Origin of the sequence: Nocardiopsis trehalosi NBRC 14201, from assembly GCF_001552555.1 — a bacterium.
Lineage (GTDB): Bacteria > Actinomycetota > Actinomycetes > Streptosporangiales > Streptosporangiaceae > Nocardiopsis_B > Nocardiopsis_B trehalosi.
This window is the reverse complement of sequence record NZ_BCRK01000033.1, coordinates 11,125-29,611: the sequence shown is the minus strand read 5'-3', so window position 1 is coordinate 29,611 and position 18,487 is coordinate 11,125. Positions and strand designations below refer to the sequence as shown.

The window sequence follows — 18,487 nt, the reverse complement described above, 5'->3', positions numbered from 1 at the left end:
GTCATACCGAGGCACTGCGGTGCTACCTCCCCGCAGATCTGGGAGCCGGTCGACAGCCGCATCGCAGCGGCGGCGGCGCCGGTGCGCCACCCCGGGGAGCCGCGTCGCCCGCACGCCCCCGCGCGTCCCGATCCTGCTCCCTCTCGGCGTCCGGACTGAGGCGTTGGGGCCGGTCAGTGAGGGGGGCGAGGTGCCCGCCCGGGGTCGGAAAATGTCGTACCCGGGGCGTAGTTTCGGGGTGTGAGCGAACGTTGGAAGGCCGGTGGGGACCGCCCCGCGGATGGCCGATCCCGGCCGGGGCAGGGCGGTGTCGAGGGCGTCCCGCCCCGTACCCCCGCGCCCGTGGCCGCGGGAGGCGATTCCCGGCAGGCCCCTCGCGCTCGTCAGCAGAGCGCCACGCAGGGGACCGATTCCCGTGGCCCGGCGTCCGACCGCCGGGCTGATTCCACCGACCTGGTGGCCGCACCGCCGACCGGCTCCTTCGCGCCGACGTCCGCTCGGCGGACCGGCTCGTCCGCACCGGTGCCCGTGAGTCCCGGCGGCGCCGTTCGCGGGGCCGGTTCCCCTGCTCCGGTGGACGGGCCGGGGTCCGGTCGGTCCAGGGCGGCCGGGCCGGCGGGCGCCGAGGGGGATGAGAGTCCCGCCGGGCGGCGGGCGCGGCGGCGTGCGGAGCGGGTGGCCGCCGGGTTGGCCGAGTTGGAGTTGTGGCTGCGCGACCAGGTCGAGTCCGGGCTGGCCGCCGCGCACGGCGCGGGCCCCGGTGCCTGGGAGGACATGGCCGCCCGACTGGTCGACGCCCAGGCCGGCCGCGCCGCCGAGCGCGTGCGCGCCCTCGGCCGGATCGGCACCGCCCCCGACTGGCCCGGACGGCTCCTGGAGGAACTCGCGCTGCTGCGCCTGCTCGCCGTCGGTCACCGCCGGGGCGACGCCCTCCCCCCGCACCTGCGCGCCGCCGTGCGCGCCCGCGTCGGCCTGCCGTCGGCGGCCGACACCGCCGCGCCCGTCCGCGACACCTGGCGGGTGCTGGGCCGGTGCGACTTCCCGGCCGACCAGGTACGCGGGCGGCGGGTGTGGCTGCGCGGCGCGGCCACCGGCCGCGTCGCGATGCTGACCGCGTTCGCCCCGCACGGCCGCACCCCCGACTCCCCCGCCGAGGTCGGCACCGAGATCGACGCCGACCTCGCGTTCCACCCCGCCGAGTGGCGGGCGGCCGTCGTCCGACGCGACGCCGAACGCCCCTGCGGCCCCCCGCCCGGCGGGACGGTGGCCGACGCCCTCGCCTCCTGGTCCCCGGCCGTGGCGGCCGACCCCTGGCTCGACGCCTGGCCGGTGGTCGTGCGCGACGCCGTTGTCGGCCGCGCCGACGGCTGGTGGCTGGCCGACCCCTCGGGCGCGGCGCTGCCGCTGCACGCCGACGCCGCCCCGCCGTGGCGGTGGGCGGCCGCGAGCGGCGGCGCGCCCGCGACCGTCGCCGCCGAGTGGACCCCGCACGGCCTGCGTCCGCTCACCGTCTGGCCCGACGGCGCCGACCCCGTCCACCTCGCTCCCGACTCCCCACCGCCGTGACCGCCGACCCAAGGCGCGTGCGCCGGGCCTGCCCGCGCCGCACGGACCTCGCAGAACACGCAACCGCGCACATCCTCGACCGTGACCGCCGAACCCTCCGACCGCAGGGAGCCGCATGACCACCGCGACATCCGGACAGCCGTCCGCCGCCCCCGTCCCCCACGCCCGGGCCACCGCCCGCGCCGACGCGTCCTCGGTCCGGCGGCAGGAGGGTTCGCCCCGCCACGGCACCGTCACGGCGGCGCGGCAGGACGACGCCCCCGGCGTCCGCGCCCCCCTCTCCGTCGTGCGCATCCCCCGCCCCCGGCCCCGGGGCGGCGGTCCCGGTGCGGCCGTCACCGTCGGCCCGCCCCGGTCGCGCCCCGGTCGACGCGGGTCCGCCGACGGGAGGTGATCCGGGTCCGCCACCCCGCGCGCGGCGAACGCTCGAAGAACGCCCACGACGGCGTCCTCTCTTCGTCCGCCACCTGACCCTGCCCGCACGGCGCACCGACCGCGACCGCCCGGGAGGCGGTGCCGCGCCCGGTTCGTCCCGCCACACCACCGAACGGAGGCCCGGACCTTGCGACGAGGAGGAGCGCCTGGCCGCACCCGCGCCGCGATGGCCGTCGTCCGCAGGAGCCCACCCCGACCACCACCGACCGGCGGCGGGGCCGACCGGGTTCCGCGAACCCCGCGCACGCACGGGAAGCGCCGCGGCGGCTCCGCCCGCTGATCCATCGGGCCGCCGAGCGGCCACCCCCGCGTCGCGGTCCCGGCCCGGTGGGCGTACCGGACCTTCGTGCGCGCACCGCTCGGCGGCACCGCCGCCCCGGGCGGCTCCGCACCGGTGGCCGGCCGCAGCGATACCCCCGACACGATCGACGTGAGGAGCCCATGACCGCACCCCTTCCCCCCGCCCCGGTGCAACCCGGTGGAGCGCCGCCGTCCCGGCGCCGAACCGGCTCCGACTCCGGCCGCGCCCCCCTCGCCCGTCCCCGCCGGAACGGGGCCGGCCGCGCGGGCTGACCTGCGCCGCCCCGGCCGCCGCCCACCGGCGGCCCCGCTCCGGGGCCCGACACGACCGTGTCCGACCGCACCCCCGTGGAGAGGACCGCCCGCCCGTGCCGGAGACCAGTACGTGGCCCGATCTGGTGTCGGCCGCGCTCATCGGGACCGCGCGCCGAGCCGCGCCCGCGCCGCCCGGCGTGCCCGCGACCGCCGAGGAGGACCCCGCCCTGGCGCTGCTCGACCGCGCCGCGCTGGTGGTGGTGCGCGACCGCGCCGGGCGGCTGCCCGGCCGGGCCGTCCCGCTACCGCCCGCCCCCGCCGAGACCACCCCGGTCGTCGGCCCGGCCGCCGCCCGCCGGCTGCGCGCCCTGCTCGCGGCCGATACCGCCCCCTCCACCGGCGGGGGCCCGGCGTCCGGCCGCGCCGCCCCGGCCGGCGGCCGCCCCACCCCGGTGCGCGGCGGCACGGCCGGCGGCGGCGCGTCCGCCGCCGGCGACGCCCCCGTGGCCGGCCCGCCGTCCGCCACCACCGACGCCGCGACCGCCGGCGACCCGCGCGCCGCCGGCGACGCCCCCGGCGGGGCGCCGCCGACCATCGGCCGCCCGCTGCGGCACCGCCGTGCCTCCCCCGCCGCCGCCGGTCCGCCGGTCGGCCGCGCCGCCGCCGAGCCCGGCCCCCGGTCCGGCACGGAGGAGCGCCGCCGCGCCGCTGCCGCCGGGCGCCTGCTGGCCGAGTGGCTGGCGCTGGCGGGCGACAGGGGCCTGCGCGTCCCCCCGGAGCTGCTGCCCGACCTGCTCGACCGGGGCGCCCGCGACCACGCCCTGGGGCGGGCGGTGCTGCGGGCCGGCGGCGCGCGGGCCGCGTGGCTGGCCGACCTCGACCCGCGCTGGTCGTTCGCCGCCCGGCTCCGCCCCGTCGGCCCCTTCACCGCCGAGCAGTGGCGGGCGGCCGACCCCGGGCGGCGCCGGGTGATGCTGGAATCCCTCGACGACCGCCTCTCCCCCGGCCACGAGCCGCTGCTGGTGGAGGCGCTGGCCGACCCGGTACCCCGGGTGCGCGCCGCCGCGCGGGCGCTGCTGGCCCGGCTGCCCGGGACCGCGCACGGCGCGCGCCTCGCCGCCCATGCCCGCCGCCACATCCGCCCCGGCCCCGACGGCCGGCCCCGGGTGCGCCTGCCCGACCTGGGCGACACCGCGCTCGCCCGCGACCTCGACCTCAGCGCACCCGCGGGCGTCCCGCCGGGCGAGGTCCGCCGCGAGTGGCTGTGGACCCTGGTCACCCACGCCCCGCTCGACGTGTGGACCGACCACCTCGGCGGCGACCGCGCCCGCGTGGTGCGGCTGGCCGCCGAGTCGGGCGACTGGGACCTGGTCGACGCCCTGGCCAACGCCGCCGTGGTGCAGCGCGACGCCGCGTGGGCGCGCGCCCTGGTCCCGACCGTCCTGGGCCGGCTCACCCGCGGCCACGACATGCGCGGCAGCCGGGGCCCGGCGCTGCTCGCCCTGCTGCCCGCCGCGCAGCGGTGCGCCTGGGCGCTGCGCCGCGCCCGCGCCGCCGACTCCCCGCGCGCCCTGCTGGCCGCCGTCGAGCACCTGGAGTGCCCGTGGACCCGGGAGTTGGGCGCGGCCGCCGCGCGCATCATGCGGGCGGCCGACCCCGGCGGCGCGGGGTCGGCGCTGCACGGGGTGTGCGAGCGCGCCGAGGCGTGGATGCCGCCGCAGCTGCACCCGCTGTTCGCCCCGTTCGCCGGGGCCGCCGACCGCGACCCCCGGGCGCGGCTCGTCCGCGTCCTGCGATTCCGTTCCGACATGTACGAGGAGCTGCTGTGACCCCTGACGTGCCCGCGGCCGTCCTGCGCCCGCACGCCGAGCAGGACTTCGCCGCGGAACTCGCCGCCCTCGCCGCCGCCGACGACCGCCCCCGCCCGCCGGGCTGGCGGCTGTCGCCGTGGGCGGTCACCACCTACGTGCTGGGCGGCACCCTGCCCGGGGGCACCGAGATCACCCCCAAGTACGTGGGGGCGCGCCGGGTGGTGGAGGTCGCCGTCGCCACCCTGGCGACCGACCGCGCGCTGCTGCTGCTCGGCGTGCCCGGGACCGCGAAGACGTGGCTGGCCGAGCACCTGGCCGCCGCGGTGTCGGGCGACTCCACCCTGCTGGTGCAGGGCACCGCCGGCACCCCGGAGGAGGCGGTGCGCTACGGGTGGAACTACGCCCGGCTGCTGGCCGAGGGGCCGTCGCGCGCCGCGCTGGTGCCCAGCCCCGTCATGACCGCCATGGCCGAGGGCCGCATCGCGCGCGTCGAGGAGCTGACCCGCATCCCCTCCGACGTGCAGGACGCGCTGATCACCGTGCTGTCGGAGAAGACCCTGCCGGTGCCGGAGCTGGGCACCGAGGTGCAGGCGCGGCGCGGGTTCAACGTCATCGCCACCGCCAACGACCGCGACCGCGGCGTCAACGACCTGTCGAGCGCGCTGCGCCGCCGCTTCAACACGGTGGTGCTGCCGGTACCGCGTACGGCGGAGGAGGAGGTGGGGATCGTGGCGCGCCGGGTCGGCGAGCTGGGCCGGTCGCTGGAGCTGCCCGAGGTGCCGACCAGCCTGGCGGAGATCCGGCGGGTGGTCACCGTGTTCCGGGAGCTGCGGCAGGGGGCCACCGAGGACGGCCGGGCGCGGGTGAAGTCGCCCAGCGCCACGCTCGGCACCGCCGAGGCGATCTCGGTGGTGACCCAGGGCATGGCGCTGGCGGCGCACTTCGGCGACGGCACCCTGCGCGCGGCCGACGTCGCCGCCGGGGTGCACGGCGCCGTGGTGCAGGACCCGGTCTCCGACGGGGTGGTGTGGCGCGAGTACCTGGAGACGGTGGTGCGCGGGCGCGACGGCTGGGCCGACTTCTACCGCGCCTGCCGCGAGGTGGACCGCTGATGCGCCGGGTCGACACCGACCGCGTGCACGTCCTGGGCGTGCGCCACCACGGCCCGGGGTCGGCGCGGGCGGTGCGGGCGGCGCTGGCCGAGCTGCGGCCCGACGCGGTCCTGATCGAGGGGCCGCCCGAGGCGGACGGGCTCGTGCACCTGGTGCCGGGGCTGGAGCCACCGGTGGCGCTGCTGGCCTACGTGCCGGGCGACCCGGGCCGCGCGTCGTTCTGGCCGTACGCGGTGTTCTCCCCGGAGTGGCAGGCGCTGCGCTACGCCGTCGAGCACGGTGTCGAGGTGCGGTTCTGCGACCTGCCCGCCGCGGTCGGCCTGGCCGCGGCCGCCGAGCCCGCTGCACCCGCTCCCGATCCCGACGCCGACGGCGCCGCGCGCGAGCGCACCCGCGTCGACCCGCTGGGCGTGCTCGCCGAGGCCGCCGGCTACGACGACCCGGAGCGCTGGTGGGACGACGTCGTGGAGCAGCGGGGCGACCCCGCCCCGGGGCAGCCGTCGCCGTTCCCGGCGATCGCCGAGGCCATGTCGGCGGTGCGCGCCGAGTTGGCGCCGGAGCCCGAGGACGCCCGGGAGGCGCGGCGCGAGGCGCACATGCGCCGGGTGCTGCGGGCGGCGCTGCGGGCGGGCCGCCGCCGGATCGCGGTGGTGTGCGGCGCCTGGCATGTCCCCGCTCTGCTGGAGCACCCGCGCGTGGCCGACGACGACGCGCTGCTGCGCGGCCTGCCGAGGGCGCGGACCGCCGCGACGTGGGTGCCGTGGACGCACGGCCGGCTGGCGGCGGCGTCGGGTTATCTGGCGGGGGTGCGCTCCCCCGGCTGGTACCACCACCTGTTCACGGTGCCCGACCGCCCGGTCGAGCGGTGGCTGACCGAGGCCGCCCGCCGGCTGCGCGCGGAGGACCAGCCGGTGTCGTCGGCGCACGTGATCGAGGCGGTGCGGCTGTGCGAGGCGCTGGCGGCACTGCGCGGCCGGCCGCTTGCGGGGCTGGCGGAGCTGTCCGAGGCGGTGTCGGCGGTGCTGTGCGAGGGGTCGGAGCTGCGCGCCGGCCTGGTGCACGACGCGATGGCGGTCGGCGAGCGGCTGGGGTCGGTGCCCGCCGACACGCCCATGGTGCCGCTGCAGCGGGATCTCGCGGCGGAGCGGCGGCGGCTGCGGCTGCGGCCCGAGGCGGTGCCGCGCGACCTCGATCTCGACCTGCGCGAGGAGACCGCGCGCCGGCGCAGCGCGCTGCTGCACCGGTTGCGGCTGCTCGGCGTCGAGTGGGGGGTGCCGCGCGACGGCGGGGCGCGGGCGCGGGGGACGTTCCGCGAGGCGTGGACGCTGGTGTGGGCGCCGGAGCTGGACCTGGCGCTGATCGAGGCGAGCCGCTGGGGCGGCACCGTGGCCGCCGCGGCGGGCGCGCGCGCCGCCGACCTCGCCCGCCGGTCCGGCCTGCCCCGGTTGACCCGGTTGACCGAGGAGTGCCTGAAGGCCGACCTGCCCGACGCGGTCGCCGCGGCGCTGGCGGAACTGGCCGCCCGGGCGGCCGAGGACGGCGACATCGAGCACCTGATGGCGGCGCTGCCGCCGCTGGCGCGGTCGGCGCGCTACGGCGACGTGCGGGGCCTGGACGCGGGTGCGCTGCGGCGGGTCGCGGTCGACCTGCTGGCGCGGGTGTGCGCGGGGCTGGGTCCGGCGCTGTCGGGGCTGGGCGACGACGCGGCCGCCCCGATGGTGCGGGCCGTCGACGGCGTGCACGGGGCGGCGGTGCTGCTGGGCGGCGACGCGGTGGCGGACTGGTTGGCGGCGCTGGCGGCGGTGGCCGACCGGGCGGACGTGCCGGGCCGGGTGGCCGGGCGGGCCGAGCGCATCCTGCTCGACTGCGGGCGGACGGCGGCGGGGGCGGCGGCCGCGCGGATGGGCCGCGCCACCTCGCGGGCGGTGCCGCCGGAGCGGGCGGCGGCGTGGATCGAGGGGTTCCTGTCGGGCAGCGGCCTGCTGCTCGTGCACGACGAGACGCTGCTGTCGCTGGTCGACGGCTGGCTGGCGGGGTTGGCGCCCGAGGCGTTCACCTCGGTGCTGCCGCTGCTGCGCCGGGCGTTCGGCGGCTTCGCCGCCCCGGAGCGGCGGGCCATCGGGGAGCGGGTGCGGCGGTCCGGTGCCGCGCCGGAGCGGACGGGGACTGCCACCGCGTTCGACGCGGACCGGGCCGCCCCGGCCCTGGCCGCGGCGGCGGCCCTGCTGGGCGCACCCCCGCCGAACAGTGTCGCGGGGCCGGACGGCCGCCCGCACCCGCGCCCGGAGGCGACGCCGTGAGGCGGCCGCGCGATGGCGACGAGCACCGCCCGCGCCGGGATGAAGAAGGAGGGGAGACCACCGCACAGCGGGCGGACGCTCAGCGACGCCCCCAGAGCCCGAGCGCCCCGCGCCCGGCACCCCTCCACGGCGCACGATGGCGCGCCGCTCCCCCGAGCGGGCGCCGGGGCGACGCGAACCCGCCGGTACGGAGCGACCGCAGGCCCGCCGACATCGGCGGAAGAGGCGGCGGGCGGACGAGGGCGTCCTCCCGCACGGGCAAGACCGCGGGTGCGGGTGGTACACGGGTCGGCGCGGGAGGCGGGACGGACGCGTGTCCGCCTCCGAGGCCTTGAGGTCGGCGGGGGTGCCGAGGTGCGCGGGCGGGTTCTCGGGCGGGCGGCGCCGGGAGGTGCCGCCTTCCAGGAAGGGGGGAACGGCGCAGGGAGACGCGTGACCCGTCCCGGCGGGATCGCGGGCGGGGATGGCGGGAAGCGGTGTGGGACGAAGGGCGGTGGCGGAGTGGACGACGCGAGTGCCGTGGACGGCGACGGCGGGACGGCGGCCGAGCGGCTGCGGCGGTGGCGGCTGGTCCTCGGGGCGGCGGCCGGTGACGCGTGCGGGGAGCCGTCGGGCGCCGACGCGCGGATGGACGGCGCACTGGCGGCGCTGTACGACCGCGGCGACGGCGGCGGGCCCCGACGCGGCGGGTTGGGGGCGTCGGCGCCGGCGGTGGCGCGGTGGCTGGGCGACATCCGGTCGTTCTTCCCGGCCGAGGTGGTGCGCGTGCTCCAGGCCGACGCCGTGGAGCGGCTGCGCCTGGAGCGGCTGCTGCTGGAGCCGGAGCTGATGGAGGCCGTGGAGCCCGATGTGCGCCTGGTGGGCACGCTGGTGGAGTTGAGCCGCGTGCTGCCGGAGCAGACCCGGGAGTCGGCGCGCGCCGTGGTGCGCCGGGTGGTGGCCGACGTCGAGCGGCGGCTCGCGGGGCGGACCCGTTCGGTGGTGCGCGGCGCGCTGGACCGGTCGGCGCGCACCCGGCGGCCGCGACGGGCCGCCGACGTCGACTGGGACCGCACCCTGCGCCGCAACCTGCGCCACTACCTGCCGGAGCGGGGCACGGTCGTGCCGGAGACGCTGGTGGGGTACGGTCGGCGGTCGCGCGGGGTGCGCCGCGACGTGGTGCTGGCCGTGGACCAGAGCGGGTCGATGGCGTCGTCCGTGGTCTACGCCGGGGTGTTCGGGTCGGTGCTGGCGTCGATGCCGGCGCTGCGCACGTCGCTGGTCGTGTTCGACACCTCGGTGGTGGACCTGACCGGCCGGCTCGCCGATCCGGTGGAGGTGCTGTTCGGCACCCGGTTGGGCGGGGGGACCGACGTGGCGCGCGCGGTGGCCTACTGCCAGGGCCTGATCACGCGCCCGCGTGACTCGGTGTTCGTGCTGGTCAGCGACCTGCACGACGGGGGTGTGCGCGACGACGCGCTGCGCCGGATCGCCGCGATGACCGCAGCGGGGGTGCGGGTGGTGGTGCTGCTGGCGCTGTCCGACGACGGGGCGCCGTCCTACGACCGGAGCGGGGCGGCGGCGCTGGCCGCGCTGGGGGTGCCGGCGTTCGCGTGTACGCCCGACCGGTTCCCCGAGCTGATGGCGGCCGCGCTGGAGGGGCGGTCGCTGACGGCGTGGACCGAGGGCGAGCGGTCGGCGCGCTGACCCCCGGTGCCCCGGCGCGTGGGTGCGCGGCCGGAGGCGCTATGGCTCATCGGGGATGAACCGGCACCCGGGCGCCCGTGCGGACGGGCGCCCGCGCGGGTCCTACATCCAGTTGCGGCGTTTGAAGGCGGCGTAGAGGACGAGGCAGCCGATGACCATGAGGCTGATGGCGAAGGGGTACCCGAACGCCCAGTGGGTCTCGGGCATGTGCGTGAAGTTCATCCCGTACACGCCCGCGACCAGGGTGGGGGCGAAGAGGATGGCCGCCCACGCCGAGATCTTCTTGGTGACCTCGCCCTGCTGGTAGCTGGCCTCGGTGAGGTGGCGCATCTCCTCGTTCTGGGCCTGGGTGACCAGGGTGGCGTTGACCGCGAGGATGTCCTGGAGCATCTGCCGGAAGCCGTCGACGCGCTCGGCGACGGTGGTGGCGTGGTCGTGGACGTCGCGCAGGTGGCGGCGGAGTTCGTCGTGGGAGTCGGCCCGCTCGACGTCGCCGGTGAGGGAGCGCAGGACGCCCAGCAGCGGGTGGGTGGCGCGCTGGAACTCGATGACCTCGCGCGACAGTTCGTAGATGCGCCGGGAGACCTTGGGGTCGCCGTCGAAGACCTGGGTCTCGATCTCGTCGATGTCGTTCTGCAGGCCGGCGACGACGGGGGCGTAGCCGTCGACGACCGCGTCGAGGATGGCGTAGAGGACCGCCTCGGGGCCGAGGGCGAGGAGGCGGGGGTCGCCCTCCAGGCGGCGGCGGACGGTGGACAGGTCGGGGGCGTCGCCGTGCCGGACGGTGAGCACGAAGTTGGGGCCGGTGAAGACGTGGATCTCGCCGAACTCCACGGTCTCGTCGGCGTCGACGTAGCGGGCCGCCTTGAGGACGACGAAGAGGGTGTCGTCGTAGCGTTCGAGCTTGGGGCGCTGGTGGGCGACGATGGCGTCCTCGACCGCGAGTTCGTGCAGGCCGAACTCGTCGGCGGCGGCGAGGAGCTGGGTGCTGGAGGGCTTGAGCAGACCGATCCAGGCCAGGGCGCCGGGGTCGTCGGGGGTGGAGCGGTGCAGTTCGCCGAGGTCGTCGGGTGCGGTGCGGCGGTGGCCGTCGACGTACACGGCGGCGTCGATGACGCTGTCCTCGACCGGGCGCGAGGGGTGGGTCTCGCGGCGCGGGTCCAGGGAGAGTTCGGGGGCCGGCGCGCCGTCGGTGGCGGGGCGGCGGCGGTCGGTGGTGCGGCGTACCTGCTGGGCGGCGCGGAGGCCGGGCAGCCAGGCGAGGGTGCGGCGCTGCGGCATGGGGAACCCCTGGGCGTGGTCGTTGCGGAGGACGGCCTGAGGGCACGCGCGCGGCGGGCGGGGCGCGTGCGCTATCCGGTACTGGGAGGTTGGCTCATGATCGGCCCCACCTCCCCGGTTCGTCCGCAACGGCTCTCGACGCGGCTCCACGATACCGGTCCCCGGGAGCGCTGCGCCGCCTCCCGCGCCGCGTGCGGGGCGGCGGTGGGCGCCGCGCGCGACCGGATGCGCCCCCGGATGCACCTCCGCATGCACGCCCTTCTGCAATCCCGCGTCCGCAATGGACCATCACATGCGTATAACGGGCGAAATCAGACATGAAATCGGGGTCTACATCCCGAAGGCCACATAACCGTTCCCCCGACTTCCGGGCGACTCCGCGCGCGGCACCCGGATCGGGGATACGAATTCCTTTAGTAGGCAATTCACCAGCTCAGCACGCGATACATCTGGAATATGCCGGAAGATCATTTCCGCATACTCTTCGGTAACCACCCGTCCGCACCCGACCAAACCGGGTCACCCGAGCTTGACACGCCGCATCCCCACCGAATACTCCTAAGTGACGGCACGACGAGGAACAGCGACGACCCGGCGAAGTGGGCATGAAGCTCAATTACTTTCCCTATTGCCTGGCAGACCGACTCTTCTACGATGATCCGCAGCAGTGGACGGCCACCCGCGAGCGCTACCGGCAGGCCGACGACCCGCCGCATGAGAACTGGGTGACCAGGGAGGACGGCACGTGGTTCCACTGCGTCCCGCAGGGGGCGCGCCTTCCCGCGCAGGGCTGGAAGGTCCACGTATCGGCCAATAGGGAAACCGCCCAGAAGGTCCTCGACATCACATCGGCGTATTGCGTCGCCCACGGGATCGCATTCAAGTTCCTGCTGAGCGAGTCCGCGTTGATTTCGCGCAATCTCAAGTACGCCGACCGCTCCGGAAGCGGCAAATTCATCACCGTTTACCCGACCGACGACGATGTGTTGCGCGCCACACTCGACGATCTCTCCGAGAGCCTGCGCGGACTCGGCGGCCCCTACATCCTCAGCGATCTGCGGTGGGGCGACGGCCCCCTCTACATTCGCTACGGCGCCTTCGCCATGCGCTACGTCCGCGACGAATACGGGGTACCGGTACCCGCCATGGCCGACCCCGAGGGCCGCCTCGTCCCCGACCGCCGCGAACCCGTGTTCCGCCACCCCGAATGGGTGACGCCGCCCGAGTTCCTCCGGCCGCACCTGGAACGCCGGCGCGCGGCCGAGACCCCGGCCGACTTCCCCTACCGCATCCGCTCCGCCCTGCACTTCTCCAACGGCGGCGGCATCTACCTCGCCGAGGAGCTCCGCACCGGCGCGACCGTGGTCCTCAAGGAGGCCCGCCCCCACGCCGGCCTGGAGCACACCGGGCGCGACGCGGTCACCCGCCTGCTGCACGAGCGCGACATCCTCACCCGGCTGTCCGGCGTCGAGGGGGTCGTCGGGCTGCGCGGCCACCTGGAGGCGTGGGAGCACCACTTCCTGGTCGAGGAGTACGTCGAGGGCGCCACGCTCAGCGCCGAGACCGTCGCCCGCCACCCGCTGGTCCACCCCGAGCCCGACCCCGCGGCCGTCGCCGAGTTCACCCGCTGGGCGCTCGACACCACCGACGCCGTCGCCCGGGTCCTCGACCGGCTGCACGCCCGCGGCGTGGCGTTCGGCGACCTGCACCCCAACAACGTGCTCGTCCGGCCCGACGGCCGGGTCGCCCTGGTCGACTTCGAGATCGCCGCCGACGCCGACGACACGACGCGCTCCGGCATGGGCGCGCCCGGGTTCGTCCCGCCCGACCGGCGCGGCCCCCTGGCCGCCGACCGCTACGCGCTGGCGTGCCTGCGGGTGTCGGTGTTCCTCCCGCTGACCGTGCTGTTCACCCTCGACACCGGGACCGCCCGAACCCTGGTCGACGCGGTGCGCGACGTCTTCCCCGTCCCCGACGGCTGGGCCGAGTCCGTGCTGGCCGACCTCGCCCTGGACGGCTCCCCCTGGGCCGGCACCGACGCCGAGATGGCCCGCTCCGCCGCGCTGATCGCGGGCGGCACCCGGCGCACCCCCGACTGGCCCGCCATCGAGGCGTCGATCGCCCGCGCGATCGCCCTCAGCGCCACCCCCGAGCGCACCGACCGGCTGTTCCCCGGCGACGTCGACCAGTTCCGCATCTCCGCCCTGGGCCTGGCGCACGGCGCGGCGGGCGTCGTACACGCCCTGTCCGCCGCCGGGCACGGCGTCGAGGACGGGTGGATCGACTGGCTGCTGCACCGGGTGCGCACCCAGGCGTCACCGCACCGGCTCGGGTTCTACGACGGGCTGCACGGCATCGCCCACGCCCTGGAGCAGGCCGGCCGCCGCGACGACGCCCTGGAGGTGCTCGACCGCGCCGCCGGCGACGACGACACCGCCCTCGGCGACGACCTGTTCGCCGGCCTCAGCGGCATCGCGCTCAACCGGCTGCACTTCGCCGACCTGCTCGGCGACAGCGGGCTGCGCGACGCCGCCCTGCGCACCGCCGAACGCCTCCACGCCCGGCCGCGGCCCGCCGCGGGCGCCGCCGGCCGGCCGCGTACCGGGCTGCTGCACGGGCGCAGCGGGGTGGCGCTGCTGGCCGTGCGGCTCTACGAGGCCACCGGCGACCCCGCCCACCTCGACACCGCCCGCCGCGAACTCACCGACGACCTGGGGCGGTGCGCCCACCGCGCCGACGACGACACCCTGCACGTCGACGACGGCCGCCGCACCCTGCCCTACGTGGCCGACGGTTCGGCCGGCATCGGCCTGGTGCTGCGCGAGTACCTGCGCCACCGCGACGACGACGCCTTCGCCGCCGCCCTCGCGCGCATCCGCCGCGCCGCCGAGCCCGCGTTCGGCGTCTTCCCGATGCTCTTCCAGGGCACGGCCGGGCTGATGGGCACCCTCGCGCACCTGCGCGACCCGGCCGCCCCCGACGACCGGCTGGAGGACGCCATCGCGCACACCCGCGACCGGCTGCGCTGGTACATGGTCGGCGTGCGCGGCGAGGTCGCGCTGCCCGGCGACCAGCTGATGCGCGTCTCCATGGACCTCGCCACCGGCGGCGCCGGGGTGCTGCTCGCCCTCGCCGCCGCGCGCGGCGGCGGACCCCCGCTGCTGCCCTTCCTGACCCCGCCCCCGCCGCCCCCGAGCGGCGGCTGACCGGCGGACCGGCCCGCACCGTCCCGCCCGACAGAAAGGACCCCGCAACTCCTCACTGCGCCTTTTGGCAGACGACAGACGTCCATCTCCGCCCGGACCGCGGACGTTCCGCCCGGGCATCATCTCCGCGCCGTCGGAGACCCCGACAGAAAGAGAGAGCACCATGTCGTTCATCCTGGACCTGCAGTCGCTGGACACCCCCGCCGCCGAGAGCGCCGAGCTCGGCGCGAGCTACCTCAGCGCCCTGCTCTGCTTCACCGGCATCGCCGAGGCCGACGAGTCCTAGGCCGCCCGGCCGCCCGGGGCGGCCCGCGCCCCCCGGGCGGCCCGTGCCCGCCGCGGCCGGCGACCCGTCCGGCCGCCATCCCCCGAACGAAGGAAGCGCCATGACGTTCATCCTGGACCTGCAAGGGCTGGAGACCCCGGCCGCCGAGGAGAGCGCCGAGAACGCGTACTCGGCCAGTTACCTGAGCCTGCTCCTGTGCTTCACCGGAGCGGTCGAGGCCGACGCGTAGCACCCCGGCCGCGGCGTGCCGCGGCCGGCCCGGGGCGGGGCGCGCACGCGCGTCCCGCCCCTCGCGTGTGCGGCCGCGCCCCGCTGCGGGGAGACTGGGGGCATGGAGGAGGAACCGCTGTTCCCGGCCCGGCCGGTCGCCGTCGCCCCCGGCGCGGTGCACGTGCCGGGGTGGCTGGACACCGCCGCCCAGCGCGATCTCGTGCGGCGGTGCCGGGAGTGGGCGTCGGGCCCGGCCGGGATGCGCCGCCACCGGATGCCGCGCGGCGGGACGATGAGCGTGCGGATGGCCGCGCTGGGCCGGTACTGGGAGCCCTACCGCTATACCCGGACGCTGCCCGACGGCACCCCGGTCACCCCGTTCCCGGCGGAGCTGGGGCGCCTGGCCCGGCGCGCCGTCGAGGCCGCGTACGGGGCGCCGCCGGACCCCGCCGACCCGCCCTACGACGTGGCGCTGGTCAACTTCTACGACGCCGAGGCGCGCATGGGCATGCACCGCGACGCCGACGAGCGCGCCGACGTCCCGGTGGTCTCGCTCAGCCTCGGCGACACCTGCGTGTTCCGGTTCGGCAACACCGAGACCCGCACCCGCCCCTACACCGACGTGGAGCTGCGCAGCGGCGACCTGTTCGTGTTCGGCGGCCCGGCGCGCGCCGCCTACCACGGGGTGCCGCGCGTGCGCCCGGGCACCGGGCCCGCCGGGATCGGGCTGGACGCCGGGCGGCTGAACATCACCGTGCGGGCGACCGGGCTCGACTGAGCCGCGGCCGGCCCGCACGGGCGGGGCTCACCGGTCGGCGGCGGCCAGGCCGAACCGGGTCTGGCGGACGAGCAGGTCGACGACGTCGGCCATGCGGCCGCGCCGCTCGTAGGCGGCGCGCTGGCGGCGGGCGCCCGACCCGGCGGCGACGACCCGCCCCAGCAGGGCGTGGGCGGTGTCCTCCTCGCCGCACGCGCGCAGCCCGGGCGCCGCGGCCGCGAGCATCGCCTCGGCCTGCCGCCGGGCGGGCAGCACGGCGCGGGTGACGGGGTCGAGCGCGCACCCTTCGAGGCCGTCGCGGGCGGCCCGCCACATCGCCAGCCGCAGGACGCGGTCGTCGGGGGCGGGCGGCGGGTGGCCGTCGGCGACCGCGGCGAGCGCGGTGGCGACCAGGCCGCGCACGACCACCGCCACCAGCAGCGCCTCTTCGACGGTGGCGGCGGTGTCGCCGACGCGGATCTCCAGGGTCGGCAGGTGGGCCGAGGGGCGGACGTCCCAGTAGACCATCCGCCGGTCGAGCGCGGCGCCGGACCGCAGCAGGTCCTCGACCGCCTCGTCGTGGGCGGCCGCCGACGCGAGCAGCGGGGGCGGGCCCGCCGACGGCAGCCGGGACCAGGTGGACCACCGCCAACTGGCGTGGCCGGTGTCGCGGCCGCGGTGGAACGGGGAGTTGGCGGTCAGCGCGAGCAGCGTCGGCAGCCAGGGGCGCAGGTGGTTGGCCGCCGCGACGGCGGTGTCGGGGTCGGCGACGCCGACGTGCACGTGCTGGCCGCAGACCGCGTGGGCGTCGCGCAGCGCCCCGAAGGCGTCGGCGATGGCCCGGTAGCGGTCGCCGGTGCTGAGCGGGGCGCACGCGACGTCGCCGAGGACGGCGGTGCCGGTGGCGGCGATCGCCAGGCCGCGCTGGGCGGCGGCCTCGACCAGCGCCGCCCGCCCGGTGAGGAGGTGGCCGCGCAGTTCGGCGGCGTTGCGGCTGACCGGCCCGGCGGCCTCGACCTGGTAGCGGGTCATCTCGGCGCACAGCTCGGCGCGGGTGCGCCCGGCGGCCCCGCCGGGCCGGGCGGCGGCCGCGAGGACCTCGGGGGCGCGGGCGGTGGCCACCCGGGTGCCCGGGTCGACGACGAAGAACTCCTCCTCGGCGCCGACGGTGGGGGCGGGGACCGTGCCGGGCCCGGAGGCGGCCGCGGTGCCCGCGGTGCCGCCGGGGCGCGGTGCCGGTCCGTGCGCCCCCGCACGGCCGGCGGTTCCGGGTTCGGTCATGTGGCGGCCCCTCGCGCGCGGATGTGGAGCCCTATTGATACCCCGCGCGGGGGGTGGCCTCCCACTCTCCGGACAGAGCGGAAAGTCTGGCCGGACGCGACGGGACCGTCGCGGCGGCGGTGCGGGGGCCGCGACCGGCCGCCCGCTGGGACGCGGCCGTTCACCGGGGCGTTGACACGGGGGCGGCCGGGCGGCGGCGCCGGGTCAGCGGCGCAGCAGGTCGCGGACGTTGACGACGAGCAGCACCACGACGACGGCCGCCAGCGGCACCAGCAGGGCGACCCGCCAGTTGGCGAGGAACGCCGCGATGATCGCCGCGATGACGGCCACCACCACGATGAGCACGGCCAGGCCGGTGAGGAAGGACATCAGCTTGCTGCGGGCGAACGCGTCCACCATCGCGAACACCAGGACCACGCCGATCATCGCGGGGACGGTGAACGGGCCGTGCAGGAAGAGCATGGCACCCAGGGCGATGATGAGCAGCGGGGTGCTCAGGGTGGCCCACACGTGCAGGAACCGGGTGGGCCGCTGCTCGCCGGAGGCGTAGGGCAGGTGCGGGGACTTGAGGTGCGCGGTGGGTCCGGCGAGGACCGGGGCGTCGCCGGCGAGGGCGGCGCGCAGCACGTCGCACTCGTCGGCGAGCAGCGACCGGGTGCGGTAGGCGGCGGCAAGGTCGGCCTCGGCGCGGTCGACCTTCTCGCCGTACTCGCGGGCCTGGCGGCCGGTGCCCGCCTCGCGCGAGAGCACGGAGCGGGCCGACGCCAGCCGGCGGAGTTCGGCGCGGCCGGCGGCGATCTCGGCGTCCGCGGCGGAGATCTCCTCCTCCAGGGTGCGCAGGTGCTCGGCGAGGCCGGCGCGGGCCGCCTCCTCGGTGGGCGGCTCCTTCTGCAGGCCGACCCAGGCCAGCGGGTCGGCCCAGGAGCGGCGCACGGTGCCGTCGCGCTCGTAGCGGGGGCCGCTGGGGGCGCGCTCGCCGTCGAACCAGTCGCGGGTGTCGCGGCCCCACAGGCCGCGGAACCCGCGCACCCACGGGGTGGTGTCGTCGATGAGGACGGGCGTCCACGCGTGCTCGGCGCCGGGGCCGACCCGGGTGCCGTCGCCGCGGGCGTAGTCGACGAACGGCACGCCGATGCCGTGCCGGACGATGGCGCTGTCGCGGGGCAGCAGCCGCTTGGACAGCCGGCGCCAGAACCGCACCACGCCGCGCAGCACGGCCGGGTCGACCTGGATGAGGTAGTCGCCGGGCAGCATCTGGTGGGAGTGCGACCCGGCGCCGACGAACACCACGGGGTGGTCGCCCTCGCGCACCAGGGCGGGGTCGTCCCAGTGGCGGCGCAGGTCGTCCCCCCGGTACTCGTGGGAGGACGCGCCCACCCACACGGGCCGCAGGCCGCCGTCGGCGTCCTCGGCCAGGTAGACGGTGACCTTCTCCCAGTCGGCCTCGTGGTCGTTGACGCCGCCGTAGGTGGAGCGCCAGTCGTTCATGGCGTAGAAGAACCAGTACTGGAGCGCGACGTAGCCGCCCTCGCGGATGACCCGCCCGTAGTAGGTGGCGCCCGCTGCGGCGACCCGGTCGCGGTAGCGGGTGGCGGCGGCCGCCGCGACCCCGCCGGGCACGGCGCCGCGGATGAGCAGGGAGAGCTTGACCAGCACGTCGACGACCCGGCCGAGCACGCCGACCGCGGCCAGCCGGCCGCTCTTGGGGATGACCGGGCGGGCGGTGCGGCGGAACCGGCGGGCCTCGGCGCGCAGCGAGGACTCCTGGACGAACCGCAGGTGCTTGTGCCGGTCGGGCCACTCCGCCTCGGCGCGCCCCAGGCGCTCGACGGTCAGCTCCCCCGCCGGTACGGCCTCGCGTTCCCCGCCGGCCTCCTCCACCCACAGGCTGCAGCAGCGGATGTAGGCCTCGACATCTGAGGGGAAGAACAGCTCTCCGCGGGTGTAGGCGAGAACGGGCTCGTAAGCGCGGAGCAGGTCCAGATCTGTGTGCTCGCTCAT

The 18,487-nt window shown here is 77.6% G+C and carries 13 protein-coding genes; 10 read left to right on the top strand and 3 right to left on the bottom strand.

All coding sequences use genetic code 11. The features are described from left to right. Positions 1 to 675 precede the first annotated feature (675 nt). From NT8_RS08815 to NT8_RS30395, 6 genes are all read left to right on the top strand, one after another. Positions 676 to 1,566 carry a hypothetical protein gene (locus NT8_RS08815; protein ID WP_067966156.1) on the top strand — a complete coding sequence of 297 codons (891 nt, stop codon included), beginning with the start codon at positions 676 to 678 and terminating at the stop codon, positions 1,564 to 1,566. A gap of 115 nt (positions 1,567 to 1,681) precedes the next feature. After that, a complete protein-coding gene (locus NT8_RS08810) occupies positions 1,682 to 1,960 on the top strand; it encodes a hypothetical protein (RefSeq protein WP_067966155.1) in 279 nt (92 codons plus the stop codon). 709 nt (positions 1,961 to 2,669) lie between these two features. Beyond that, complete coding sequence (locus tag NT8_RS08805; protein WP_067966153.1) at positions 2,670 to 4,385, top strand: DUF5691 domain-containing protein; 1,716 nt, start codon at positions 2,670 to 2,672, stop codon at positions 4,383 to 4,385. After that, positions 4,382 to 5,479, top strand: a complete 1,098-nt coding sequence (locus NT8_RS08800; RefSeq protein WP_067966152.1) for an ATP-binding protein — start codon at positions 4,382 to 4,384, stop codon at positions 5,477 to 5,479. The genes NT8_RS08805 and NT8_RS08800 overlap by 4 nt, the downstream gene beginning before the upstream one ends. Beyond that, positions 5,479 to 7,779: a DUF5682 family protein gene (locus tag NT8_RS08795; protein WP_245646091.1), complete on the top strand. Its 2,301-nt coding sequence runs from the start codon at positions 5,479 to 5,481 to the stop codon at positions 7,777 to 7,779. The genes NT8_RS08800 and NT8_RS08795 overlap by 1 nt, the downstream gene beginning before the upstream one ends. A 501-nt stretch (positions 7,780 to 8,280) precedes the next feature. Continuing rightward, positions 8,281 to 9,465 carry a VWA domain-containing protein gene (locus NT8_RS30395; RefSeq protein ID WP_394326570.1) on the top strand — a complete coding sequence of 395 codons (1,185 nt, stop codon included), beginning with the start codon at positions 8,281 to 8,283 and terminating at the stop codon, positions 9,463 to 9,465. A 102-nt stretch (positions 9,466 to 9,567) separates the two neighbouring features. Here NT8_RS30395 and NT8_RS08785 read toward each other — a convergent pair whose 3' ends face one another. Then, complete coding sequence (locus NT8_RS08785; RefSeq protein ID WP_067966150.1) at positions 9,568 to 10,746, bottom strand: magnesium and cobalt transport protein CorA; 1,179 nt, start codon at positions 10,744 to 10,746, stop codon at positions 9,568 to 9,570. Between the two features lie 605 nt (positions 10,747 to 11,351). Between NT8_RS08785 and lanKC the strand changes: the two genes are divergently transcribed. The 4 genes from lanKC (at position 11,352) to NT8_RS08775 (ending at position 15,226) form a co-directional block, all read left to right on the top strand. After that, complete coding sequence (lanKC, locus tag NT8_RS08780; RefSeq protein WP_084468760.1) at positions 11,352 to 13,952, top strand: class III lanthionine synthetase LanKC; 2,601 nt, start codon at positions 11,352 to 11,354, stop codon at positions 13,950 to 13,952. Between the two features lie 163 nt (positions 13,953 to 14,115). After that, positions 14,116 to 14,238: a SapB/AmfS family lanthipeptide gene (locus NT8_RS29245; RefSeq protein WP_157515623.1), complete on the top strand. Its 123-nt coding sequence runs from the start codon at positions 14,116 to 14,118 to the stop codon at positions 14,236 to 14,238. A 100-nt stretch (positions 14,239 to 14,338) separates the two neighbouring features. Further along, the gene (locus NT8_RS29240) at positions 14,339 to 14,467 is read left to right on the top strand and encodes a SapB/AmfS family lanthipeptide (RefSeq protein WP_157515621.1); all 129 of its coding nucleotides are present in this window, start codon (positions 14,339 to 14,341) and stop codon (positions 14,465 to 14,467) included. A 102-nt stretch (positions 14,468 to 14,569) separates the two neighbouring features. Beyond that, positions 14,570 to 15,226 carry an alpha-ketoglutarate-dependent dioxygenase AlkB family protein gene (locus NT8_RS08775; RefSeq protein WP_067966149.1) on the top strand — a complete coding sequence of 219 codons (657 nt, stop codon included), beginning with the start codon at positions 14,570 to 14,572 and terminating at the stop codon, positions 15,224 to 15,226. Between the two features lie 27 nt (positions 15,227 to 15,253). Here the strand turns inward: NT8_RS08775 and NT8_RS08770 are convergent, their stop codons facing one another. Together NT8_RS08770 and NT8_RS08765 are read right to left on the bottom strand one after the other, a co-directional pair. Then, complete coding sequence (locus NT8_RS08770) at positions 15,254 to 16,486, bottom strand: carboxylate-amine ligase (RefSeq protein WP_067966146.1); 1,233 nt, start codon at positions 16,484 to 16,486, stop codon at positions 15,254 to 15,256. Positions 16,487 to 16,690: 204 nt separating this feature from the next. After that, positions 16,691 to 18,487, bottom strand: a complete 1,797-nt coding sequence (locus tag NT8_RS08765) for a hypothetical protein (RefSeq protein ID WP_067966145.1) — start codon at positions 18,485 to 18,487, stop codon at positions 16,691 to 16,693.